The 22,374-nt window shown below is 72.7% G+C and carries 21 protein-coding genes; 14 read left to right on the top strand and 7 right to left on the bottom strand.

Features of this window, described 5'->3' with window-relative positions; translation table 11 throughout:
- Positions 1 to 15: 15 nt before the first annotated feature.
- Positions 16 to 576 (top strand): hypothetical protein, encoded by a 561-nt coding sequence (locus tag ABZ128_RS18795; RefSeq protein ID WP_356849593.1) that lies wholly within the window; start codon positions 16 to 18, stop codon positions 574 to 576.
- 152 nt (positions 577 to 728) lie between these two features.
- Positions 729 to 1,070 (top strand): DUF2516 family protein, encoded by a 342-nt coding sequence (locus ABZ128_RS18790; protein ID WP_356849591.1) that lies wholly within the window; start codon positions 729 to 731, stop codon positions 1,068 to 1,070.
- Between the two features lie 82 nt (positions 1,071 to 1,152).
- Here ABZ128_RS18790 and ABZ128_RS18785 read toward each other — a convergent pair whose 3' ends face one another.
- From ABZ128_RS18785 to ABZ128_RS18775, 3 genes are all read right to left on the bottom strand, one after another.
- Complete coding sequence (locus tag ABZ128_RS18785) at positions 1,153 to 2,484, bottom strand: fused response regulator/phosphatase (protein ID WP_356849590.1); 1,332 nt, start codon at positions 2,482 to 2,484, stop codon at positions 1,153 to 1,155.
- A gap of 299 nt (positions 2,485 to 2,783) precedes the next feature.
- Positions 2,784 to 3,854, bottom strand: coding sequence for an NlpC/P60 family protein (locus ABZ128_RS18780; protein ID WP_356849588.1), 1,071 nt, complete (start codon positions 3,852 to 3,854; stop codon positions 2,784 to 2,786).
- Positions 3,855 to 4,043: 189 nt separating this feature from the next.
- Positions 4,044 to 4,880, bottom strand: a complete 837-nt coding sequence (locus ABZ128_RS18775; RefSeq protein ID WP_356849587.1) for a class I SAM-dependent methyltransferase — start codon at positions 4,878 to 4,880, stop codon at positions 4,044 to 4,046.
- Between the two features lie 234 nt (positions 4,881 to 5,114).
- Between ABZ128_RS18775 and mshA the strand changes: the two genes are divergently transcribed.
- Positions 5,115 to 6,452, top strand: a complete 1,338-nt coding sequence (gene mshA, locus ABZ128_RS18770; RefSeq protein WP_356849673.1) for a D-inositol-3-phosphate glycosyltransferase — start codon at positions 5,115 to 5,117, stop codon at positions 6,450 to 6,452.
- On the top strand, positions 6,445 to 6,987 hold the full coding sequence (locus ABZ128_RS18765; protein WP_356849585.1) for a YbjN domain-containing protein: 543 nt from the start codon (positions 6,445 to 6,447) through the stop codon (positions 6,985 to 6,987). The genes mshA and ABZ128_RS18765 overlap by 8 nt, the downstream gene beginning before the upstream one ends.
- 3 nt (positions 6,988 to 6,990) lie before the next feature.
- On the opposite strand, the gene ABZ128_RS18760 is transcribed toward ABZ128_RS18765, so the two are convergent.
- The gene (locus ABZ128_RS18760) at positions 6,991 to 8,319 is read right to left on the bottom strand and encodes an MFS transporter (protein WP_356849584.1); all 1,329 of its coding nucleotides are present in this window, start codon (positions 8,317 to 8,319) and stop codon (positions 6,991 to 6,993) included.
- A 166-nt stretch (positions 8,320 to 8,485) separates the two neighbouring features.
- Between ABZ128_RS18760 and ABZ128_RS18755 the strand changes: the two genes are divergently transcribed.
- Both ABZ128_RS18755 and ABZ128_RS18750 read left to right on the top strand, forming a co-directional pair.
- Entirely contained in the window at positions 8,486 to 9,247 is a 762-nt protein-coding gene (locus tag ABZ128_RS18755; RefSeq protein WP_356849583.1) for a phosphoglyceromutase, read from the top strand.
- 142 nt (positions 9,248 to 9,389) lie between these two features.
- Entirely contained in the window at positions 9,390 to 11,159 is a 1,770-nt protein-coding gene (locus tag ABZ128_RS18750; RefSeq protein ID WP_356849582.1) for a hypothetical protein, read from the top strand.
- Positions 11,160 to 11,293: 134 nt separating this feature from the next.
- On the opposite strand, the gene ABZ128_RS18745 is transcribed toward ABZ128_RS18750, so the two are convergent.
- The gene (locus ABZ128_RS18745; RefSeq protein ID WP_356849580.1) at positions 11,294 to 11,449 is read right to left on the bottom strand and encodes a hypothetical protein; all 156 of its coding nucleotides are present in this window, start codon (positions 11,447 to 11,449) and stop codon (positions 11,294 to 11,296) included.
- Positions 11,450 to 11,536: 87 nt separating this feature from the next.
- A complete protein-coding gene (phoU, locus tag ABZ128_RS18740) occupies positions 11,537 to 12,214 on the bottom strand; it encodes a phosphate signaling complex protein PhoU (protein ID WP_356849579.1) in 678 nt (225 codons plus the stop codon).
- Positions 12,215 to 12,429: 215 nt separating this feature from the next.
- Here phoU and ABZ128_RS18735 point away from each other — a divergent pair, with 215 nt between their 5' ends.
- Together ABZ128_RS18735 and ABZ128_RS18730 are read left to right on the top strand one after the other, a co-directional pair.
- A complete protein-coding gene (locus tag ABZ128_RS18735; protein ID WP_356849577.1) occupies positions 12,430 to 13,677 on the top strand; it encodes an ATP-binding protein in 1,248 nt (415 codons plus the stop codon).
- 44 nt (positions 13,678 to 13,721) lie between these two features.
- Positions 13,722 to 14,402 (top strand): response regulator transcription factor, encoded by a 681-nt coding sequence (locus ABZ128_RS18730; protein WP_007265514.1) that lies wholly within the window; start codon positions 13,722 to 13,724, stop codon positions 14,400 to 14,402.
- A gap of 306 nt (positions 14,403 to 14,708) precedes the next feature.
- On the opposite strand, the gene ABZ128_RS18725 is transcribed toward ABZ128_RS18730, so the two are convergent.
- Positions 14,709 to 15,395, bottom strand: a complete 687-nt coding sequence (locus ABZ128_RS18725; protein WP_356849576.1) for a DUF461 domain-containing protein — start codon at positions 15,393 to 15,395, stop codon at positions 14,709 to 14,711.
- 603 nt (positions 15,396 to 15,998) lie between these two features.
- On the opposite strand from ABZ128_RS18725, the gene ABZ128_RS18720 reads away from it, so the two are divergent.
- The 6 genes from ABZ128_RS18720 to ABZ128_RS18695 all read left to right on the top strand — a co-directional run bounded on the left by ABZ128_RS18720 (position 15,999) and on the right by ABZ128_RS18695 (position 22,330).
- The gene (locus ABZ128_RS18720; RefSeq protein ID WP_003953493.1) at positions 15,999 to 16,481 is read left to right on the top strand and encodes a CarD family transcriptional regulator; all 483 of its coding nucleotides are present in this window, start codon (positions 15,999 to 16,001) and stop codon (positions 16,479 to 16,481) included.
- Between the two features lie 240 nt (positions 16,482 to 16,721).
- Positions 16,722 to 17,477: a 2-C-methyl-D-erythritol 4-phosphate cytidylyltransferase gene (ispD, locus tag ABZ128_RS18715; RefSeq protein ID WP_356849574.1), complete on the top strand. Its 756-nt coding sequence runs from the start codon at positions 16,722 to 16,724 to the stop codon at positions 17,475 to 17,477.
- Positions 17,467 to 18,006, top strand: coding sequence for a 2-C-methyl-D-erythritol 2,4-cyclodiphosphate synthase (gene ispF / locus ABZ128_RS18710; protein ID WP_356849572.1), 540 nt, complete (start codon positions 17,467 to 17,469; stop codon positions 18,004 to 18,006). Before ispD ends, ispF begins: the two co-directional genes overlap by 11 nt.
- A gap of 116 nt (positions 18,007 to 18,122) precedes the next feature.
- A complete protein-coding gene (gene cysS / locus ABZ128_RS18705) occupies positions 18,123 to 19,523 on the top strand; it encodes a cysteine--tRNA ligase (protein ID WP_356849570.1) in 1,401 nt (466 codons plus the stop codon).
- Between the two features lie 100 nt (positions 19,524 to 19,623).
- Positions 19,624 to 20,580 (top strand): 23S rRNA (guanosine(2251)-2'-O)-methyltransferase RlmB, encoded by a 957-nt coding sequence (gene rlmB / locus ABZ128_RS18700; RefSeq protein WP_356849568.1) that lies wholly within the window; start codon positions 19,624 to 19,626, stop codon positions 20,578 to 20,580.
- A 160-nt stretch (positions 20,581 to 20,740) separates the two neighbouring features.
- A complete protein-coding gene (locus ABZ128_RS18695; RefSeq protein ID WP_356849567.1) occupies positions 20,741 to 22,330 on the top strand; it encodes a DoxX family membrane protein in 1,590 nt (529 codons plus the stop codon).
- Positions 22,331 to 22,374 lie beyond the last annotated feature (44 nt).

Below are 22,374 nucleotides of genomic sequence, written 5' to 3'. Positions count from 1 at the left end.
GGGAGGACCAGCCCCATGGCCATCGCCGATGACCTGAAGAAGACCCTCACCGACCCGACCCCGCTCTACTTCGCCGCAGGCACCGCCGACCTCGCGGTGCAGCAGGCCAAGAAGGTGCCCGGGCTCATCGAGCAGCTGCGGGCCGAGGCCCCGGCGCGCATCGAGGCCGTGATGAACACCGACCCGAAGGTCGTGCAGGAGAAGGCCAAGGAGGCCCAGGAGGCGGTCACCGCCAAGTTCGCCGAGGTGCTCGGCGCGATCGACGCCAAGAAGCTCGGGGAGACCGCGCAGGACCTGGCGCTGCGCGGGGTCGGTGTGGCCGCCGAGTACGCGGTGCTCGCCAAGGAGACCTACGACAGGGTCGCCGAGCACGGCGAGCAGGCTGTCCGGGCCTGGCGGGGCGGGGTCTCCGAGGAGATCGTCGACATCGCCGTCGCCGTGGAGCCGGACCCGCAGCCCGAGAACGCGGGGGCGACGCCCGCGGCGGAGTCCGAGGGCGTACCGGCCGCGCGCAAGACCCCTTCGCGCAAGGGCGGCCCGCGGAAGTCCGCCGGCGCGCCGGGCGACGAGGGCTGATCCGGAAGACCGCGTAGGACGCCTGCGCATCCCGGACGGCGGGCCGGGCACCCGGGGGGTGTCCGGCCCGTTGGACGGGGTGGAGGGGGCTGTGCGGGTAGCGTGGAGTCAGGCGGCACAAGACGGGCCAGCGTGAGAAGGCGGTCGAGGCGATGTTGATGAACGGGTTCGATAACGGGGTCCTCCCGTTGCTCGGGTTCGCCATGCTGGCGCTCGCCGTCGTGGCCTTCGTCCTCGCGCTGGTGGCGCGGGAGGACGCGTACCGGGCCGCCGACAAGCAGAGCAAGACCTTCTGGCTGGTCATCCTCGGTGTCACGGTCCTCGTGGACTTCTTCCTGGCGAGCATGCTGTTCCTGCAGATCGCCGGTCTCGTGGCCACCATCGTGTTCTTCGTGGACGTCCGCCCCGCCCTGAAGCAGGTCTCGGGCGGCGGCCGCCGCCGGGGCGGCAGCAGCAGCGACGGCCCGTACGGGCCGTACAACGGCGGCCGCTAGCCGGCGGAACGCGGCCGGTGGCGCGGCCCGTGAGGGGTGTCGGCCGCGGGCGAACGCGCTTCGGCGCCCGCCGCCCCCGGTGTCAGCTCTCGTTGCGCGAGAGCAGGACCACCGCCACGTCGTCGGTGAGCTCGCCCCCGTTGAGCCGGCGGGCCTCGGTGACGGACGCCTCCAGCAGGCCCTCGCCGCTCAGCCCGCGGTCCAGGTGGCGGTTGATCATCTCGACCATCCCGTCCTGGCCGAGCCGCTCCCTGCCCTCGCCGATGCGGCCCTCGATCAGCCCGTCGGTGTAGAGCATCAGGCTCCAGGTCCCGCCCAGCTCGACCTGGCGGCGCGGCCAGCGGGCCCTGGGCAGCAGCCCCAGCGCCGGGCCGCTGTTCTCGTACGGGAGGAGCCGCGCGGGCCGCCCCGGCCGGGACACCAGCGGGGCCGGATGCCCGGCCAGGCACAGGCCGGCCCGCCGGCCGTCGGGGCTGATGTCCACCGTGCACAGCGTCGCGAAGATCTCCTCGCAGGGGCGCTCCACCTCCAGGACCTCCTGGAGGGTGGCCAGCAGGTCGTCACCGCACAGCCCCGCCAGGGTCAGCGCCCGCCAGGCGATGCGCAGCTCGACGCCGAGGGCGGCCTCGTCCGGGCCGTGGCCGCAGACGTCGCCGATCATGGCGTGGACCGTGCCGTCGGGGGTGCGCACGGTGTCGTAGAAGTCCCCGCCGAGCAGGGCGCGGCTGCGGCCGGGCCGGTAACGGGCGGCGAAGCGCAGGTCGGAGCCTTCGAGGAGGGGCGTCGGGAGCAGCCCGCGCTCCAGGCGGGCGTTCTCCTGGGCCCGCAGTTTCGATTCTGCAAGCTTGTACTGGGCGATGTCGGCCCGTTTTCTCTCCACCGCGTAGCGGATGGCCCGGCTCAGCAGCCTGCCGTCGAGCTCGTCGCGGAAGAGGAAGTCCTGCGCCCCGACCCGTACGGCCTCGGCGCCGCGCTCTGCGTCGGCCTCGGCGGTCATGACGAGGACCGCGTGCCGGGGCGCCATCCGCAGCACCTGGTGGAGGGTGGCGAGCTGGTGGGCGGCGGGATCACGGGTGGCGGTGGCCCCGCCGGACGCCGCCGTACGGCCCGCCTGCGCGTCGGCGAGGGCGAGGTCCAGCAGGATGCAGTGGACGTCGGGGGTGAGCAGGCGGGCGGCCTCGGTGAGGTTGCGGGCCGTGCGGAGCCGGATGCGGTGGCGGTCGGCGTCGAGGATCTCCGGGACGGTGAGACCGCCCGCGGGGTCGTCCTCGATCACCAGCAGGGTCAGCGATGCCTGCGGGGATGCCGGTGGGGATGCCTGCGGTGCGGCGGTGGGGGCTGCGGCCTGACCGCTCTCCGTGGCGGGGGCCTCCGGGAGGGGGATGTCCCTCTGCCGCGGTACGGGTACGGGCATCGTCTCCGGTTCCTTCCCTCCCCCCGAGGGTGCGCTCGTGCGCCGACCCTAGCGGTCCGTCCTGGGCGAGCGGAATGGCGTTCTGGGCCAAGGCCGCCGTCATATGCCGTTATCGCGGGGGAAAGTCCGTCTCACCGCATGACCAACGTCACGGTGAGGCGGCTCGCGGTCCCGCCTGACGAGACGTCGCCGCCGGGTGACCGGTTCCCTCCGCGGACCCGCCGCACAGGGATGGCGGCCGCAGGTCGCGCCGGCCGGCGGCCGGCGGCCGTCGGCCGGCCGCCGCGCCGCGGGGCGGGCTACGCGTCCGGGCGGACGACCGCCTTGATCGGCATCGAGCCGGCTCCCGCGAGGGTGACATTGCGACCGGGGCGCGGGGCGTGGATGATCGCGCCGTCGCCCACGTACAGGGCGACGTGGCTCGCGTCGTCGAAGTAGATGATCAGATCGCCGGGCCGCATGTCCTTGAGGGCGACCTTCGGCAGCAGCCGCAACTGCTCCTGCGAGGTGCGCGGAATCGCCTTCCCCGCCGACAGCCAGGCCTGGGAGGTCAGGCCGGAGCAGTCGAAGGCCCCCGGTCCCTGGGCGCCCCACACGTACGGCTTTCCGATCTGCGCGCTGGCGAACTGCACCGCCTTGCGGCCCGATTCGGAGGCCGATGCATTGAGCTCCTTCAGCACGCCCGTCGAAAGCCATGCCGCCTGCGCCTTGTACTGCGCGTCGTGCTCCAGCTGGAGCAGCCGGGCCTTCTCCTCGGCCTGCAGCTTGCTCTCCAGCTCCTCGGCCGCCTTGATCTTGTCCTCGATCTCCTTCTTCGAGACGGCCTGCTTGACCCGGTTGGCTTCGAGCTTCTGCCACTGCTCGCTGGCGTCCTTCGCGTACTGCTGCAATGCGCTCTGGGTGCGGTTCATTTCGGCGAGCAGGTCCGTGGTCGCCTTCGCGCCCTGCCGCAACCGGTCCGTCCCGTCGAGGAACTGGCCGGGGCTCCCGCTCAGCGCCAGCTGTGCGCCGGCCGGCATCCCGCCGGAGCGGTACTGGGCGCGCGCGGCGGCGCCCGCGCGGTTCTTCAGGGCCGTGATCTGGTCCTGGCCCGCGACGACCTGCTTGGCGATCTCGACGATCTTGGCCGACTGGGCCTTGGTCTCGCTCTCCGCGAGGTTGTAGGCGTCCGTCGCCGTGCCCGCCTGGCGGTAGAGGTCGTCGATCTCCTTGCGCACCTGCTCAAGGGACTTGGCGCCCGGCTCGGGCAGCGGCGCCGCCTGCGCGGCTCCCGGCGTGCCCAGTACTCCGGACACCGCGAGCAGCGCCGACGCGCACAGCAGCGTGAGAGCGGTCCTGCCCCTCCATCGCCTGCGCTCCACGGTCGCCATGGTCCCCCCACGTGGCCCGAGTCGGATCCCGTATCAGATCTGACTATCCATCAGTAACATGTGCTGCCTCCGGGATGGTGCCACGAGTCCGTGAAATCCAACACCCTTGCCCAGCCGGACCAGTCCCCCACACACATCCCCGACGACTCAACGGGCCGCCCCGACAACCGGTTCCCCGCTGCGCCACATTCACCCCGCCGGGCGCAACGCCTCCCAGAGCACCGTCAGTTCCCCCTGCCGCCACCGCCCCGGCCCGTCCGCCAGCGGCCAGTCGCCCGACAGCGCCCGGGCCGTGCGGATCCACCGCTGCCGCGCCCCGTACGAGGCGTACGGAGCCGCCGCCGCCCACGCCCGGTCGAAGTCGCGCAGGAACGCGTACACCGGTTCGCCCGGAACATTCCGGTGGATCAGCGCCTTCGGCAGCCGCTCCGCCAGGTCCGAGGGGCGCTCCAGCGAGCCCAGCCGGGTCGCGAACGTCACCGTCCGCGGCCCCTCCGGTCCCAGCGCCACCCACACGTGCCGCCGACCGATCTCGTCGCAGGTCCCCTCCACGAGCAGCCCCTCCGGCGCCAGCCGCCCGCACAGCCGCTCCCAGACCGCCGCCACCTGCTCCTCGTCGTACTGGCGCAGTACGTTCGCCGCGCGGATCAGCGCCGGCCGCGCGCCGCCGTCCAACGGCACCTCGAAGCCGCCGTGCCGGAAGCTCAGCCCCTCGCACTCGTACGGCTTCGCGGCCGCGACCCGGGCCGGCTCGATCTCGATGCCGACCACCCGCACTCGCGGCGCCGCCTCCCGCAGCCGGGCCAGCAGCTCCACCGCCGTCCACGGCGCCGCCCCGTAGCCCAGGTCCACCGCCACCGGCGCCTGCGCGCGCCGCAGCGCCGCCCCGTGCGCGGCCGCGATCCAGCGGTCCATCCGGCGCAGCCGGTTCGGGTTCGTCGTCCCGCGCGTCACCGTGCCCACGGGGCGGCCGGTCCGGCCGGCGGCGACGGCACGGCCCGGGGGCGGGACGGAACGGGAGGACATGGGGCGAGGGTAAGCGGAGCGCACCCGCCGGAGAAAAACCGGGCGCCTCACGAGGAAAAAAGCGGATGCCCCGGAATGCGGGGCAGTGCCGTTCGGGTTGCACTCCTTGGCGGGTGCCGAGCGCGCTCCCGTCGTCATGCCCGTCCGCCCTGCCATCCGAATGTCGTCCGAGCGAGAGGAACTGCTCCCTTGAGCCAGTACGTGTCCCGCATCGGCGGCAGCCTCGGCGGCCGGATCGCGTCCGCCCGCAGCACCCGCCACGACCCGCCCCGCCTGCGCCTTCCCGCCGTCGGCCACCACCGCAAACCGCGCCGCGTGGCCATGCTCAGCGTGCACACCTCACCGCTGCACCAGCCCGGGACCGGCGACGCCGGCGGTATGAACGTGTACATCGTGGAACTCGCCAAGCGCCTCGCCGCGATCAACATCGAGGTCGAGATCTTCACCCGGGCCAGCGAGGGCGGGCTCCCGCCCGCGGTGGAGCTGGCCCCCGGCGTCCTGGTCCGCCACGTGGACGCGGGCCCGTACGAAGGCCTCGCCAAGGAGGACCTCCCCGCCCAGCTGTGCGCCTTCACCCACGGCGTGATGCAGGCCTGGGCCGGCCACCGCCCCGGCTACTACGACCTCGTCCACTCCCACTACTGGCTCTCCGGGCACGTGGGCTGGCTCGCCGCCGAGCGCTGGGGCGTCCCCCTCGTCCACGCCATGCACACCATGGCCAAGGTCAAGAACGCGGCGCTCGCCGAGGGCGACACGCCCGAACCGGCCGCCCGCGTCATCGGCGAGACGCAGATCGTGGCCGCCGCCGACCGCCTGATCGCGAACACCACCGACGAGGCCGAGGAGCTCGTCCGCCACTACGACGCCGAGCCCGGCAAGGTCGCCGTCGTCCACCCCGGCGTGAACCTCGACCGCTTCACCGTCGCCGACGGCCGCGCCGCCGCCCGCGCCCGCCTCGGCCTGCCCCAGGACGCCGTCATCCCGCTCTTCGCCGGGCGGATCCAGCCGCTCAAGGCCCCCGACCTGCTGCTGCGCGCCGTGGCCGAGCTGGTCGACCGCGACCCCTCACTGCGCCACCGCCTGTTCGTCCCCGTCGTCGGCGGCCCGAGCGGCAGCGGCCTCGCCAAGCCGGAAGGCCTGCAGAAACTCGCCGCGAAGCTCGGCATCACCGACCTCGTGCACTTCCACCCGCCCGTCGCCCAGGACCGGCTCGCCGACTGGTTCCGGGCGGCGTCGGTGCTGGTCATGCCCTCGTACAGCGAGTCCTTCGGGCTCGTCGCCATCGAGGCCCAGGCCACCGGCACGCCGGTGCTCGCCGCCGAGGTCGGCGGACTGTCGGTCGCCGTCAACGACGGCGTCACCGGCATCCTCGTACCCGGTCACGACCCGGTGGACTACGCCCGTGAGCTGCGGCGTTTCGTGGACGACCCGGCGCTCACCGAGCGGATGGGCGGAGAGGCGGCGCGGCACGCGCAGTTCTTCGGCTGGGACACGGCCGCGAGCGGCACGGCCGACGTGTACACCGCGGCCATGCATGATCATCGCCGTCGCGTACGCTCCCACCATGGCTGACACCGCGGAGATCATCGAGGCCACGCTGAGCGGCGCCGAGCTGAGCTGGGAGCGCCCCGAGCCGGGCGCGTACGTCGTCCAGCTCCCCGGCAGCCGCAAGCTGTCCACCACCTGCTCGCTGCGGATCGGTCGGCACTCGCTGTCGGTCAACGCCTTCGTGATCCGCCACCCCGACGAGAACGAGGCCGGCGTCCACCGCTGGCTGCTGGAGCGCAACCTCAAGCTCTACGGGCTCGGCTACGCGGTGGACCGCCTCGGCGACATCTACCTGACGGGGCGCCTTCCGCTCTCCGTGGTCACCCCGGAGGAACTGGACCGGCTGCTCGGCACGGTCCTGGAGGCGGCGGACGGGGCCTTCAATACCCTGCTGGAGCTGGGCTTCGCGGGCGCGATCAAGCGCGAGTACGCATGGCGCGTCTCCCGGGGCGAGTCCACCCGCAACCTGGACGCCTTCCGGCACCTGACCAAGCCCTCGGCCGAGCCCGGGTCCGAGCCCGAGCCCGGGCCCGAGCCCTCCGCCCAGCCGCAGGCCTAGGCCTCAGGCCTGGGCCGGGGCCTGCGCGGGAGCGACGGCGGGTGCAGGGGCCGCGGCCGCGGCCGCCGGTCCGTCCTCGGGCGGGGCGCCACCCGCCGGGGCGTCCTCGGCGGCGGGGAGCCCGCGCATCAGGAGCCAGTAGCCCACCGCCGCCGCCGTGCCCAGGACCCCCGTGGACCCCCACAGCCAGCCCGGCCCGTACCGGTCGATCACGAAGCCCGCCAGCAGCGGCGCCACCAGCGAGGCCACCGCCCACGACAGGGTGTACATCCCCTGGTAGCGGCCCCGCCCGTGCACGGGGGACAGCCGGGCGACCAGGCTCATCTGCGTCGGCGAGTTCACGATCTCCGCCAGCGTCCACACGCACACCGTCAGGGTGTACGCCCACAGCGGCCCGGCGAAGGCCGTCAGCGCGAACCCGTACCCCGCCAGCAGCGCCGAGACGACCAGCAGGCGGCGCGGATCGCGGTGCTCGATGAAGCGGCTCACCGGGATCTGGAGCAGCACGATCAGCACGCCGTTCACGGCGATGACCAGCCCGTAGTCCGCCGGGGAGAAGCCCGCGGCGCCCATGGTCACCGGCAGGCCGTAGAACCCCTGCGAGAAGACCATCGAGATCAGGAACGACAGCCCGACCACGCCCATGAACCGCCCGTCGCGCAGCACCGTCCCCATCCGGGTCCGGTCCTCGGCGCCGTCCGCAGCGCCGGCCTCGGCCGTCCCCGCCGCGCTTCGCTGCGGACGGGACTCGGGCAGCTTCACGTACACCAGCACCGCACACGCCAGCGTCAGCGCCGCCTCGCCCAGGAACCCGGCCAGGTAGCTGTACTCGGCGATCAGCCCCGCCGCCGCCGAGCTCACGGCGAAGCCGAGGTTGATCGCCCAGTAGTTGAGGGAGAACGCCCGCACCCGGTCCTGCGGCGGCACGATGTCCGCCATCATCGCGTGCACCGCCGGGCGCGAGGCGTTCGAGGTGAATCCGACCAGCAGCGCCACCGCGGCGATCGCCGCCGGATCCTCCATGAAGCCGAGCAGCGCCACCGAGAAGGCCGTCGAGGCCTGGGCCGCCATCAGCGTGGGACGCCGCCCCAGCCGGTCGGTCATCACGCCCGCGGCGAGCGAGGAGACCACCCCGCCGAGCCCGTGCAGGGCCGCCACCAGGCCCGCGAAGGAGGCCGAGTAGCCCCGCTCCAGCGTCAGGTACAAGGTCATGAAGGTGGCCACGAAGGCCCCGAGCCGGTTGACCAGCGTGCTCGCCCACAGCCACCAGAACGCCCGCGGCAGACCCGACACGCTCTCCCGGGCGGCCCGTCTCAGACTGGCAACGGACATACGGAATCCCCCCGGGCGATGTAAGTGGCTCTCCTGCTCCCCGCACCGTACGGGCGGGCGCCCCCGACGGCCACTGAATTGACGCGCCGCGTCAATCGGAAGCAGGCCCGGCCGCCCCCCGGACACCGCGCGCGAGCGCCCCGGCCCGTCCATTAGGCTCGTACGCATGGCCGACGCACCGTACAAGCTGATCCTGCTCCGCCACGGCGAGAGCGAGTGGAACGCGAAGAACCTGTTCACCGGCTGGGTGGACGTCAATCTCAACGAGAAGGGCGAGAAGGAGGCGGTCCGCGGCGGTGAGCTGCTCAAGGACGCCGGCCTGCTCCCCGACGTCGTGCACACCTCGCTCCAGAAGCGCGCGATCCGCACCGCGCAGCTGGCGCTGGAGGCCGCCGACCGCCACTGGATCCCGGTCCACCGCTCCTGGCGCCTGAACGAGCGTCACTACGGCGCCCTCCAGGGCAAGGACAAGGCCCAGACCCTCGCCGAGTTCGGCGAGGAGCAGTTCATGCTGTGGCGCCGCTCGTACGACACCCCGCCGCCGGCCCTCGCCGACGGCAGCGAGTTCTCGCAGTCGGACGACGCCCGCTACGCGACGATCCCGCCGGAGCTGCGCCCGCGCACCGAGTGCCTCAAGGACGTCGTCGTCCGCATGCTGCCGTACTGGTACGACGGCATCGTCCCGGACCTGCTCGCCGGCCGCACGGTCCTGGTCGCCGCCCACGGCAACTCCCTGCGCGCCCTGGTCAAGCACCTGGACGGCATCTCCGACGCCGACATCGCGGGCCTGAACATCCCGACCGGCATCCCGCTCTCCTACGAGCTGGACGCCGACTTCAAGCCCCTCACCCCGGGCGGCACCTACCTCGACCCGGAGGCCGCCGCGGCCGCCATCGAGGCGGTCAAGAACCAGGGCAAGAAGAAGTAGGCAGCGCGACCGAGCCCCCGGCCTGCGCACATGGCGCAGGCCGGGGGCTCCGGTCCGCCCCGGCCTCCTGCGGGCCCCCGGCGCATGGGATCTTGTGAAGATCGGCTCAGCGGAGCCGGTCTTGCCCTCGGGGGGAATCCACATGCGAAAGACCAACCGTGCCCTGGCCGCGACGGCCGGGGCACTGCTGCTCTCCGGCCTGCTGCCGTTCCAGAGCGCACTGGCCGCCACCGAGCCGTACAAGCTCTGGAACTTCTGCACCAACGGCTCGGGCGGCGAGCTGTTCGACCCGGCGGCGAAGCCGGTGACCGTGCCCGGCGGCGAGGACGCCGGCTCGGGCTGCTGGATCAACTTCAGCAGCCCCGACTCCGGCAGGACCTGGACCGGCACGGACCTTCAGCTGACGCTCGCCGCCGGGTCGGTGGCGGCCTCGGGGCACTCCCCGCAGCAGCTGGCGCAGATGTTGCAGGTGCGCAGCAACAACTCGAACACCGAGTGGGGCACCGACTGGACCGTGCGCCACTGGACGGTCACCCTGGACGGCGCGCTGACGCTGACGATCCCGGCCTGCACCAACAACTGCACGGGGATCTTCCTGCAGCTGTCCGGCGCGCCCCGGGAGGGGAGCGTCGTGCTGCAGGCCCAGGTGAAGGCCACCGGCGCGGGCTACGGCTCCACCCCGCTGCCGATGTCGTTCGACTACTTCGGCCGCCCGGGCACCCAGCCGGTCACCTTCGGCACCCCCGGCACCTTCGTGCCGGTGACGCCCACGCGGCTGCTGGACACCAGGAACGGCACCGGCGCACCGGCGGCCAAGGCCGGCGCCGGCCAGTCGGTCAACGTGAGGATCGCAGGCCGGGCCGGTGCACCCGCCCGGGGCGTCACCGCGGTGGTCCTGAACGTGACGGCCACCAACCCGACCGAGGACAGCCACGTCATCGCCTACCCGCACGGCGCCGCCCGGCCGACGGCCTCCAACCTCAACTTCACCGCCGGGCAGACCATCCCGAACCAGGTCACCGTCCCGGTCGGCGCCGACGGCACGGTCGATCTGTACAACAACGCCGGCACCGTCGACCTGATCGCCGACATCAGCGGCTACTACCTCGCCGGGGACGGCGGGCAGCGCTTCACGGCCGTCAGCCCGGAGCGGCTGCTGGACACCCGCGACCCCTGGATCACCCCGACCACCCCGACCAGGCCGTACGGACCGGTCGGCGCGGGCGGGACCATCACCCTGAACGTCGCCAAGAGCCACCCCGGCGCCAAGGCGGTGACCCTGAACGTGACGGCCACCAACCCGACCACGGACAGCCACGTCGTCGTCTACCCGCACGGCGCCGCCCGGCCGACGGCCTCCAACCTCAACTTCACCGCCGGGCAGACCGTCCCGAACCAGGTCACCGTCCCGGTCGGCGCCGACGGCACGGTCGACCTGTACAACAACGCCGGCACCGTCGACCTGATCGCCGACATCAGCGGCTACTACTCCCCCACCGGCTCGAAGTTCGTCCCGACCGGACCCACCCGGGTCCTGGACACCCGGAAGACCCCCGGCGCGCGGCTCGGCGAGCACAAGGAGCTGGACATCCGGCCCAACGCGTGGAAGTTCGGCATCCCGCCCTTCGGGGTCACCGGCGTGACCATGAACGTCACCGCGACCGGCGGCACGGACGCCAGCCACCTGTCGGCGTACCCCAGCTCGGGCTGCGACCGCTACCAGGGAATGTGGCCGACGTACTCGAACCTCAACTTCACCGCCGGGCAGACCATAGCGAACGCGGTGACCAGCGGGCTTCCCGCGCTGAACTACTGCGGCCTGAACACCTGGGCCGACGCGGTGACCCTCTACAACCACGCCGGCTCCGTGGACGTGATCGCCGACGTGAGCGGCTACTTCCTCCAGGACTAGACGGAGCGGTCCACATGTTCAACGCCCCCGCCCGAAGGCATGCCGTCGGCGGGGGCGTCTGCGTCACAGACGAGGGCCCACGCAAAGGGCCCCGTCCGGCACTCCGGACGGGGCCCCCGGCTCGCCGGCGGCGGTCAGCCGCCGCACTGGCACGGGGCACCGGACTGGCAACCGCAGCCGCAGCCCGAGCCGCAGCCGCAGGCCGCGAGCAGCGGCAGGCGGAGCGGTTCCGGCCGGGCCGGCGGCGGCTGCTCGTGCTCGGGGGTGATGGGGACGGGGGAATCGGGCATGGTTCCTCCTCGCAGGCGGCGGAGTGCCTTCGCCCCATTCATGCCCAGCCACACCGGCGCGTCAACGGCGCACGGGGGCAGAACGGCTCAGACGCCCTCGACGTGCGTGGGCGGCTGGAGCTCGTCCGCGTGCTCGCCCGTGACCAGGTAGACCACGCGCTTGGCCACCGACACGGCGTGGTCCGCGAACCGCTCGTAGTAGCGGCCCAGCAGGGTCACGTCGACCGCCGTCTCGATGCCGTGCTTCCAGCGGTCGTCCATCAGGTGCTGGAACAGCGTGCGGTGCAGCTGGTCCATCTCGTCGTCGTCCGTCTCCAGCTGGAGCGCCAGGTCCACGTCCTTCGTGATGATGACCTCGGCCGCCTTCGCCATCAGGCGCTGCGCCAGCTGCCCCATCTCCAGGATGGTCGCGTGCAGGTCCCGGGGGACCGCCGTGTCCGGGAAGCGCAGCCGGGCCAGCTTGGCCACGTGCTGGGCGAGGTCGCCCGAGCGCTCCAGGTCGGCGCTCATCCGCAGCGAGGTCACCACGATGCGCAGGTCGGTGGCGACCGGCTGCTGGCGGGCCAGCAGCGCGATGGCGCGGGCCTCCAGGTCGTGCTGGAGGTCGTCGACCTTCTGGTCGGCGGCGATGACGCTCTCCGCCAGCTTCAGGTCGGCGTCGAGCATGGACGTCGTGGCCCGCCCGATCGCGGAACCGACGAGCCGGGCCATCTCGACCAGGCCTTCTCCGATCGAGTCCAGTTCCTCGTGGTACGCGTCACGCATGGGTGTCCCTCTCTTGGCCTGCTGCGTCTGGTGCCCGGGGGCGCGGGCCGGGGTGGCCTCCTGCCCCCACGTTGACACGTTCGGACGCCAACGCGTCGGACTCCGGCACCACAAGTGAATCAACCCCGTCGCCAGGGTGAACTCTGGGCGACGACTGTTCGAGGTGCCACCCGAACGGCTGTGGAAGTGCCGTCGTGCCTGCTTAACCTGGATGCATGGACGTGAACGCGGCGGTCGCCGCAGCTGCCGCGATCGCCGGTGTGTGCACCGGCGTCATCGCGATGCTGGCGTTCCGCTGGAGCGAGCGCGACCAGGCCCGCCCCACGAGGAGCTCCATGCGCCCCGACATCAATGCGGTCCTGCCGCCCGGCGTGGACACCGTCCTCTCCGTCCTCCGCTCCTCCGCCGTCGTGCTCGACGAGGGGGACGCGGTGGTCAAGGCCAGCTCGGCGGCGTACGCCCTCGGACTGGTCCGCGGCGGGAAGCTGGCCGTGGAGCCCATGCTCCACATGGCCCGCGACACCCGCCGCGACGGGGAGATACGCCAGGTCGAGCTCGACCTGCCCCGGCGCGGCACCGGCCGCGGCGAGGCCCTCGCGGTCTCCGCGCGCGTCGCCCCGCTCGGCTCCCGGCTGGTGCTGCTCCTGGTCGAGGACCTCACCGAGGCCCGCCGCATCGAGGCCGTACGGCGCGACTTCGTCGCGAACGTGTCGCACGAGCTGAAGACTCCGGTCGGCGCGATCTCCCTGCTCTCCGAGGCGGTGATGGACGCCGCGGACGACCCCGAGGCGGTCAGCCGCTTCGCGGGCCGCATGCAGATCGAGTCCACCCGCCTGATCAACCTCGTACAGGAGCTCATCGACCTCTCCCGGGTGCAGAACGACGACCCGCTGGAGGACGCCGAGCCCGTACGCGTGGACACGCTCGTGGCGGAGGCCATCGACCGCTGCCGCCACACGGCCTCGTCGAAGCAGATCACCATGGCCGCGGGCGGCACCGCCGACCTGCGCGTCTGGGGCCACCGCGGACAGCTCGCGGCAGCCCTCGGGAACCTGGTCGAGAACGCCGTCAACTACAGTCCGGCCCGCACCCGCGTCGGCATAGCCGGCCGCCGGGTGTCGGCGCCGGGCGGGGACCTGATCGAGATCGCGGTGACCGACCAGGGCATCGGCATCCCGGAGAAGGACCGCGAGCGCATCTTCGAACGCTTCTACCGCGTGGACCCGGCCCGCTCCCGCGCCACCGGAGGAACCGGCCTCGGCCTCGCGATCGTCAAGCACGTGGCGGCCTCGCACGGCGGGGAGGTGTCGGTCTGGAGCTCGGAGGGTCAGGGCTCCACCTTCACCCTGCGGCTCCCGGAAGCAGCCGCACGCGCCCAGACCCCGGACCCCGGGACCGAGGCCGGCCCCGCCGGCCCGGCCGGCGCCCCGGCCCCCACCACCCCCCACTCGACCCCTGCCTGACCTGCCTCACCAGAACCAGCCATCCCTGCCCCGGAGGTCCTTCCGTGACCCGAGTGCTCGTCGTCGAGGATGAGGAATCCTTCAGCGACGCCCTGTCCTACATGCTCCGCAAGGAGGGCTTCGAGGTCGCCATCGCCGCGACCGGGCCCGACGGGCTCGACGAGTTCGAGCGCAACGGCGCCGACCTCGTCCTCCTCGACCTGATGCTCCCCGGCCTGCCCGGCACGGAGGTCTGCCGGCAGCTGCGCGGCCGCTCCAACGTCCCCGTCATCATGGTGACCGCCAAGGACAGCGAGATCGACAAGGTCGTCGGCCTGGAGATAGGAGCCGACGACTACGTCACGAAGCCCTTCTCCTCGCGGGAGCTGGTCGCCCGCATCCGCGCGGTCCTGCGCCGCCGCGGCGAGCCGGAAGAGGTCACCCCGGCCGCGCTGGAGGCCGGTCCCGTACGGATGGACGTCGACCGCCACGTGGTCACGGTCGCCGGAGCCAAGGTGGACCTCCCGCTGAAGGAGTTCGACCTGCTGGAGATGCTGCTGCGCAACGCGGGCCGGGTGCTGACGCGTATGCAGCTGATCGACCGGGTGTGGGGCGCGGACTACGTCGGCGACACGAAGACCCTGGACGTCCACGTGAAGCGCCTGCGCGCCAAGATCGAGCCGGACCCCGGCGCGCCGCGCTACCTGGTCACGGTCCGCGGCCTCGGCTACAAGTTCGAGCCGTAGGCCTCCGGCGGTCGCTCGTGTGTGGCCGGTCGGAGGCCGGCACAGCGTCTCGAAGCCCGTGAGGCCCCCTTGGGCCGAGCGGTGCGAGGGGCGCACGGGTGAGGGGTTCGAGCCGGACCCGGGCGCGCCGCGCTACCTGGTCACGGTCCGCGGCCTCGGCTACAAGTTCGAGCCGTAGGCCTCCGGCGGTCGCTCGGGTGAGGGGTTCGAGCACTGGCCCCCGTCGTACCCGTCGTATACGGGAAGGGCCCCCACCGCAGAGGCGGTGGGGGCCCTTCCCGTACGTGTACGCGGACGGCGCGGGGGTCAGTGACCGGCGGCGTGCGACGCGGAGCCCGACGGAGTGGCGGCCGGGCTGCCCGAGGCCGCACCCGACGGGGCGGCGCCGGGGGCCGGGGAGCCGGAGGGGGCACCCGCCGGAGTGGCCGCGGGGCTGCCCGAGGGGGTGGCTCCGGCGGCGCCGGTGGCGGGGGCCTCGGTCGGTCCGAAGCCGGAGTACATGCCCGTGGCCGGGACGACGAACGCATCCAGCGCCACGTCGCCCGCCCGGCTGAGCTGGAAGACGACCTTCTGCGCGTTGCCGTCCTTGACGGACTCGCCGCCCTCGATGACGGCGGAGGCGTTGCCCTTGCCGCCCAGGACCACGGAACCGCCGGGCGGCACGATGACCTTGCCGGCGGCGGCGCCCTCGGCGGTCTTCAGGACGACCTTGCCCTTGCTGCCCGGGAGGGTGATGGCGTCGATCGTCTCCGGCGCCGTGCCCATGTTGAAGACCGTCGCGGAGACGGCGGCGGGGCCGCCCTTCTTGTCCTTGCCGCCCTGGGTGATCACCAGCGCGTTCTGGACCTTGATGTCGCCCTTGGTGACGGCGGCGTTGTCCGGCTTGATCTGGAGCGTCTCCGCGTCCTTGCCGGCAGCGCAAGCGGCCAGCGAGGCGATCGAGAACACGATGGCGGTGGCGGCGAGGGCGCCGCGTCGAAGGCTGCGGCTCACGGCGGCGGCAACTCCTTGGACGTACGGAACGGAAGGGTGGGCGTCCCCCGGGGCGGCCGAGGTAAAGCCGCCCTAAGGGTGTGTCAGCGCGCTTAGGTTACCGAGCCGCCGCCCCGCCCCCGCACCCGACCCTCCGCAGCGCGGGGGCCGCCCTGCGCCGGCCCCCGCGATCTTGCATTCCGGCCGCCGTTCATGTGCCGCTCACATATACCGCGGGGTATCGCACCGGGGTAAGCCGCTCCGCCGCCCGTGATCAATTCCGGGATTCCGCCGAAGGGCGCTCCGTGATCAATTCGGGATTGGGCCGGAACCGCTCCGTACGGGTGGTCGCCAGTCGAACGGAGTAGTTCGGTTTCCCTGCCTTGAAACCGGCAAAACGGGACGTACGTCACACTGACGGGCCTGCCGGTCCGGTGTAGCGTGGCCGTTTCGCCCGGTCCGCACAGCGCCTCCGACCTGCGAATACCCCCTTCCGGAAGCCCTTCGCAGCACGTTCCTGTCGCTGTTGTCAAGCCCCGAGATGTGCCCTGACCTGCGAAAACGCCATTCATAACAGTCAGTTCTCGTGTTACCCTGGATAGCCACGGAAGGGGTACCTGTCACATGACGTTCAAGGTTGGCGACACCGTGGTCTATCCCCATCACGGGGCCGCGCTGATCGAGGCCATCGAAACTCGCCAGATCAAAGGCGTGGACAAGACCTACTTGGTGCTCAAGGTCGCCCAGGGCGACCTGACGGTTCGTGTGCCTGCGGACAATGCGGAGTTCGTCGGCGTTCGCGACGTAGTCGGCCAGGACGGGCTGGACCGGGTCTTCGAGGTGCTTCGTGCGCCGTATGCCGAAGAGCCGACGAACTGGTCCCGGCGCTACAAGGCAAATCTGGAGAAGCTCGCTTCTGGCGATGTCATCAAGGTCGCCGAAGTGGTGCGTGACCTGTGGCGTCGCGAGCGTGAGCGCGGGCTTTCCGCGGGTGAGAAGCGCATGCTCGCGAAGGCGCGCCAGATCCTGGTGAGCGAGCTCGCGCTCGCTGAGAACACCAACGAGGACAAGGCAGAGGCCCTCCTCGACGAGGTTCTCGCGTCCTGACGCGAGGACACCTCGTCACACAGTTGTGCCGCGGTGCCCGATGACACGCCCTCTCTCCCGGGAGGGGGCTGTTGCCGGGCGCTGCGGCATGTCTGTACCCATACCGTTTTCCTCACTGGCGTGCCGGGTCCGGGCAGCCGGCTCGACCGGTCGTCACGGAAGGGGCGAGGGCGTCGCACCCGGCACCCCTCAGGCCATACCCATGTCGGCCGAAGTCACAAACCTGGCTCGGAGCTACTGATGTCTGACGAAACGCGCCCCCACCGCACCGCCGCGGTGATCCCGGCCGCCGGCCGCGGGGTACGCCTCGGCCCCGGTGCGCCCAAGGCCCTGCGGGCCCTCGGCGGCACCCCCATGCTCATCCACGCCGTCCGCGCGATGGCCCGCTCCCGGGCCGTCTGCGCCGTGGTGGTCGTCGCTCCCTCCGACGGAGCCGTCGAGGTCCGCCGCCTGCTGGACGAGCACGCGCTGCCCGACCGCACCGAGATCCTGGTCGTGCCCGGCGGGGAGACCCGCCAGGAGTCCGTACGCGCCGGCCTCGCCGCGCTCCCGCAGGACATCACCTCCGTCCTCATCCACGACGCGGCCCGCCCGCTCGTCCCCGTCGACACCGTCGACTCCGTGATCGAGGCCGTCCGCGGGGGCTCGCCCGCCGTGGTGCCCGCGCTGGCCCTGGCCGACACCGTCAAGGAGGTCGAGCCCGGCAGGCCCGGCGAGCCCGAGCCCGTCGTCGCCACGCCCGAGCGGGCCCGGCTGCGCGCCGTCCAGACCCCGCAGGGCTTCGACCTCGCCACGCTCCTGCGCGCCCACGAGAAGTTCGCAGTGGACGCAGCCGACGGCCAAGGCGCCACCGACGACGCCGGCATGGTGGAACGGCTCGGCGTCACCGTGATGGTGGTCCCCGGCCACGAAGAGGCCTTCAAGGTCACCCGACCGCTCGACCTGGTCCTCGCAGAAGCCGTACTCGCCCGCAGGAGGGCCACCGATGCCTACTAGTCCCGCAGCCCCCGAGCAGCCCGCCGGCCCCGCCGCCGCGCCCGCCCCGCTGCTCCCGCAGGTCGGCATCGGCACCGACGTGCACGCCTTCGAGGCCGGCCGCGAGCTGTGGTGCGCCGGCCTGCTCTGGGAGGGCGAGGACGGGCTCGCCGGCCACTCCGACGGCGACGTCGCCGCGCACGCCGCCTGCGACGCCCTGTTCTCCGCCGCGGGCGTCGGCGACCTCGGCGCCCACTTCGGCACCTCCCGCCCCGAGTGGTCCGGCGCCGCCGGTGTCACCCTCCTGGCGGAGGCCGCCCGTATCGTCCGCGCCGAGGGCTTCGAGATCGGCAACATCGCCATCCAGGTGATCGGCGTACGCCCGAAGATCGGCAAACGGCGCGAGGAAGCGCAGAAGGCGCTCGCCGCCGCCGCGGGCGCCCCTGTCTCGGTCTCCGGCACCACCACCGACGGCCTCGGCCTCACCGGCCGCGCCGAAGGGCTCGCCGCCATCGCCACGGCCCTCGTCTACCGGACGAACCGCACCTGAGTACGACGTACGGCCGCAACCCCGGCGTCACCGACGTCACCCTCTTCGGCGGTAAAGCCGCCCCGCGGCCCGAAAGGGTCGCGGGGCACTCCCGCAGGCGCACTACCCTGGATGCCGTGACTATTCGCCTGTACGACACCAGCGCCCGGCAGATCCGCGACTTCACCCCGCTCGTCCCGGGCTGCGTCTCGATCTACCTGTGTGGTGCCACCGTTCAGGCGGCCCCGCACATCGGGCACATCAGGTCGTACCTCAACTTCGACGTCATGCGCCGCTGGTTCACCTACCGCGGCTACGACGTCACCTTCATCCGCAACGTCACGGACATCGACGACAAGATCATCGCCAAGTCCGCGGAGCAGGGCCGCCCCTGGTGGTCCATCGGCTACGAGAACGAGCTCGCGTTCAACACCGGTTACGACGCGCTCGGCTGCCTGCGGCCCACCTACGAGCCGCGCGCCACGGGCCACGTGCCCGAGATGATCGAGATGATGCGCGTCCTGATCGAGCGCGGCCACGCGTACGAGGCGGACGGCAACGTCTACTTCGACGTGCGCTCGTACCCCGACTACCTCAAGCTCTCCAACCAGGACCTCGACAACCTGCTCCAGCCGTCCGCCGAGGGCGAGACCGGCAAGCGCGACCCCCGCGACTTCGCCCTGTGGAAGGCCGTCAAGCCCGGCGAGCCCTCCTGGGAGACCCCGTGGGGCCACGGCCGCCCCGGCTGGCACCTGGAGTGCTCGGCCATGGCGCACAAGTACCTGGGCAGCGCCTTCGACATCCACGGCGGCGGGCTCGACCTGATCTTCCCGCACCACGAGAACGAGATCGCCCAGGCCAAGGCCTACGGCGACGAGTTCGCCCGGTACTGGGCCCACAACGCCTGGGTCACCATGTCCGGGGAGAAGATGTCCAAGTCCCTGGGCAACTCGGTGCTCGTCTCCGAGATGGTCAAGAACTGGCGTCCGATCGTCCTGCGCTACTACCTCGGCACCCCGCACTACCGCTCGATGATCGAGTACAGCGAGGAGGCCCTGCGCGAGGCGGAATCCGCCTTCGCCCGCATCGAGGGCTTCATCCAGCGCGTGGTGGAGAAGGCCGGGGGCGTCGTCGAGCCGGCCGCGGAGGTGCCCCCGGCGTTCGCCGAGGCCATGGACGACGACTTCGGCGTCCCGCAGGCGCTCGCCATCGTCCACACCACCGTCCGCCAGGGCAACAGCGCGCTGGCCGCCGACGACAAGGAAGCCGCCGTCGCCCGCCTCGCCGAGGTACGGGCCATGCTGGCCGTCCTCGGTCTGGACCCGCTCGACCCGCACTGGGCCGAGGAGACCGACCGCGGCGAGGACCTGCATGGGGCCGTCGACACGCTCGTCCGCCTCGTCCTGGAGCAGCGCGAGTCCGCCCGCGCCCGCAAGGACTGGGCCACGGCCGACGCCATCCGCGACCAGCTCCAGCAGTCCGGACTCGTCATCGAGGACAGCCCGTCCGGACCGCGCTGGACCCTCGGCCCGCGCTAGCCGGACCCGCCCGGACCAGCTCTGTTGTGCCGCCCGGGCATCCGGGCGGCACACTCTTCATACGTACGTACTGCAGCACCAACGAAAACAGGTAGAGGTCATGGCCGGGAACAGCCAGCGCAGGAACCGCCGCACGTCGAACAAGAAGGGCCCGACGGTCGGCAGCGGTGGCCAGCGGCGCAAGGGCCTGGAGGGCAAGGGCCCCACGCCCAAGGCCGAGGACCGCAAGGGCCACAAGGCGCACCGCGTCTCCAACGCCATGGCCCGGCAGGCCGCCAAGCGCCGGCCCGCCCCCCGCCGCGGCGGCCCCAAGGGCACCAGCGAGATGGTCGTCGGCCGCAACCCGGTCTTCGAGGCCCTGCGCGACGGCGTTCCCGCCACCACCCTCTACGTGCAGCAGTTCATCGACAACGACGAGCGCGTCCGCGAGGCCCTCCAGCTCGCCGGCGAGCGCGGCAACATCAACCTGATGGAAGCCCCGCGCCCCGAGCTCGACCGGATGACCAACGGGCTCAACCACCAGGGCCTGGTCCTCCAGGTCCCGCCGTACGAGTACGCGCACCCCGAGGACCTCACCGCCGCCGCCTACGACAACGGCGAGGACCCCCTCATCGTCGCCCTCGACGGCGTCACCGACCCCCGCAACCTCGGCGCGATCGTCCGCTCCGTCTCCGCCTTCGGCGGCCACGGCGTGGTCATCCCCGAGCGCCGCGCCGCCGGCATGACCGCCGGCGCCTGGAAGACCTCGGCCGGCACCGCCGCCCGCACCCCGGTCTCCCGCGTCACCAACCTGACCCGCGCCCTCCAGGAGTACAAGAAGGCCGGCCTCGCCATCGTCGGCCTCGCCGCCGAGGGCGAGCACACCGTCGCCGACCTCGACGCGCTCTCCGGTCCGGTCGTCATCGTCGTCGGCTCCGAGGGCAAGGGCCTCGGCCGCCTCGTCGGCGAGAACTGCGACTACCTCGTCCGCATCCCCATGCCGGGCGGCGCCGAGTCCCTCAACGCCGGTGTCGCCGCGGGCGTCGTGCTCTACGAGGCGGCCCGCCGCCGCGGCTGAACGGGCCCGGCCGGGCCCCCGGCCTCTGCCAGTTGGCTCACGCAGCGTGACCCGTGAGCGTGCCACCCCGCCCGTTTCGGGCGGGGTGGCTTGATCTTGACGGGTCTCGGACACATCCCTGCTGTCAAGGCAGTGTCCTAAACACTGATCACTCGGTTAGATGAGTGTGGACACCAGAACGTCAGGGTTCGACGACCAGCCCGCGCTGAGCATGGTCAAGGTGCCGTGCGACCCCGCACAGGTCATCGTCAACCACGCCAGCTTCCGCGTGCGGCTCGCACCGAGCCCGAGCGCGCGTTCCAAGCCCGCGAACGCCCCCGGCGCACCCGGGCGCGTGCCCGTCCTCGGCGGCGCCGTGGCCGCCGCGGGCGCCACCCGCCGCCGCGCCCCCGTCGTATGGAGCGGCAAGGCCGCCCCGGGCGGCGACTCCGCCGCCATGGGAGGACTCCTCCAGGCCGTACGCGAACACGGGCGCGGTCACGACGAGTACGACGGCGGAGCCACCCAGGTCATCCCCCGGGTGGACCTCGCACACGACCTCGCCGGGGACACCGTCGCCACCCCGACCGTCATCGGCCAGCGCACCTACGGCGACCCCGACGACACGCGCCCGCTGGCCGCCGTACGGGACCTGCCGTACGCGCCGCCGTACGCGGGCGGCGGCGGGGCCGGCTACGACACCTCCTACGACACCCCCTACGACGACCCGCCCGGCACCGGCCCCGGCGGCGACTCCCGCCGCGCGGCCTCCGAGGCCCGGGCGCAGGCCTCGTACTACCCCGGCCGCCGGATGAACCTCGGTGTCGTGCTGCTCCCGCTGCGCGTCTTCCTCGGCTTCATCTCCATCTACGCCGGCATGGGCAAGCTGTGCGACCCCGTCTACTTCGACGGCGGGGAACGCGGCTCCATGGTCACCTGGCTGCGCACCCTGCACCCCTGGGCCCTCGCCGAACCCCTGCGCGACTTCGCCCTCGCGCACCCGGTCGGCGCCGGCCTCAGCGTGGCCTTCCTCCAGGTCATCGTGGGCGTGCTGACCGTGCTCGGCCTGTGGCAGCGGTTCGCCGCCTGCTTCGGCGCGCTCCTGTCCGCCGCCCTGCTGATGACGGTCAGCTGGGCGACCGTGCCCGCGTACGACGCCCCCGACATCATCTACCTCGCCGCCTGGAGCCCGCTGATCATCGCGGGCGCCCCCGTCTACTCGCTCGACGGCCGCCTCGCCGGAGAGGCCTGGCGCACCCTGGGCCCCCGCTCCGAGGTCTGGGAGCTGCGCCGGCGCGTCCTGCGCCGCGGCTCCGTCATGGCCGCCGTGGTGTGCGGGCTCACCCTGCTCATCGGCTCCGTGCTCGGCGGCGCCGTCCGCTCCACCACCGTGGTCACCGTGCCCGGCCCGGGCCAGGCCCCCAGCAACTACCTGCCGGGTTCCCCGCTCCCGCAGCCGCCGGGCAAGCAGCAACAGCAGCAGCCCACCGCCCCGCAGTCCTCGAAGCCCGCGGAACCCACCGCCGGCGCCGGCAGCCCCACCGCCAAGGCCGGGCGCGCCACTGCCGGTACGAGCTCCCGCGAGACGGCGGGAACCGGCTCCCAGTCACCCACCGCCACCCGCGGCACCACCACCGGCTCCACCGCGGGCAGCAGCCCCAAGCAGTCCACCCCGAAGCCGCCGTCCTCCTCCTCGGGCAGCACCTCCGGCAGCGGAGGCGGCAGCAGCAAGCCGCGCCAGCCCGGCCTGGTCGGCGGCCTCCTCGGCTGAGGGCTTCACCCCGAAGGGCCCGGCGTGCACGGCACGCCGGGCCC

The organism is Streptomyces sp. NPDC006326, assembly GCF_040612915.1.
In the GTDB taxonomy this organism is placed as follows: Bacteria; Actinomycetota; Actinomycetes; order Streptomycetales; family Streptomycetaceae; genus Streptomyces.
This window is presented reverse-complemented; position numbering and strand designations above follow the sequence as displayed.

Bases quoted from the DNA above. Each gene is read 5' to 3' on its own strand.
- ABZ128_RS18795 (WP_356849593.1), top strand. From the start codon at position 16: ATGGCCATCGCCGATGACCTGAAGAAGACCCTCACCGACCCGACCCCG.
- ABZ128_RS18790 (WP_356849591.1), top strand. From the start codon at position 729: ATGTTGATGAACGGGTTCGATAACGGGGTCCTCCCGTTGCTCGGGTTC.
- ABZ128_RS18785 (WP_356849590.1), bottom strand. From the start codon at position 2,484: ATGCCCGTACCCGTACCGCGGCAGAGGGACATCCCCCTCCCGGAGGCC.
- ABZ128_RS18780 (WP_356849588.1), bottom strand. From the start codon at position 3,854: ATGGCGACCGTGGAGCGCAGGCGATGGAGGGGCAGGACCGCTCTCACG.
- ABZ128_RS18775 (WP_356849587.1), bottom strand. From the start codon at position 4,880: ATGTCCTCCCGTTCCGTCCCGCCCCCGGGCCGTGCCGTCGCCGCCGGC.
- ABZ128_RS18765 (WP_356849585.1), top strand. From the start codon at position 6,445: ATGGCTGACACCGCGGAGATCATCGAGGCCACGCTGAGCGGCGCCGAG.
- ABZ128_RS18760 (WP_356849584.1), bottom strand. From the start codon at position 8,319: ATGTCCGTTGCCAGTCTGAGACGGGCCGCCCGGGAGAGCGTGTCGGGT.
- ABZ128_RS18755 (WP_356849583.1), top strand. From the start codon at position 8,486: ATGGCCGACGCACCGTACAAGCTGATCCTGCTCCGCCACGGCGAGAGC.
- ABZ128_RS18750 (WP_356849582.1), top strand. From the start codon at position 9,390: ATGCGAAAGACCAACCGTGCCCTGGCCGCGACGGCCGGGGCACTGCTG.
- ABZ128_RS18745 (WP_356849580.1), bottom strand. From the start codon at position 11,449: ATGCCCGATTCCCCCGTCCCCATCACCCCCGAGCACGAGCAGCCGCCG.
- phoU (WP_356849579.1), bottom strand. From the start codon at position 12,214: ATGCGTGACGCGTACCACGAGGAACTGGACTCGATCGGAGAAGGCCTG.
- ABZ128_RS18735 (WP_356849577.1), top strand. From the start codon at position 12,430: ATGGACGTGAACGCGGCGGTCGCCGCAGCTGCCGCGATCGCCGGTGTG.
- ABZ128_RS18720 (WP_003953493.1), top strand. From the start codon at position 15,999: ATGACGTTCAAGGTTGGCGACACCGTGGTCTATCCCCATCACGGGGCC.
- ispD (WP_356849574.1), top strand. From the start codon at position 16,722: ATGTCTGACGAAACGCGCCCCCACCGCACCGCCGCGGTGATCCCGGCC.
- ispF (WP_356849572.1), top strand. From the start codon at position 17,467: ATGCCTACTAGTCCCGCAGCCCCCGAGCAGCCCGCCGGCCCCGCCGCC.
- rlmB (WP_356849568.1), top strand. From the start codon at position 19,624: ATGGCCGGGAACAGCCAGCGCAGGAACCGCCGCACGTCGAACAAGAAG.
- ABZ128_RS18695 (WP_356849567.1), top strand. From the start codon at position 20,741: ATGAGTGTGGACACCAGAACGTCAGGGTTCGACGACCAGCCCGCGCTG.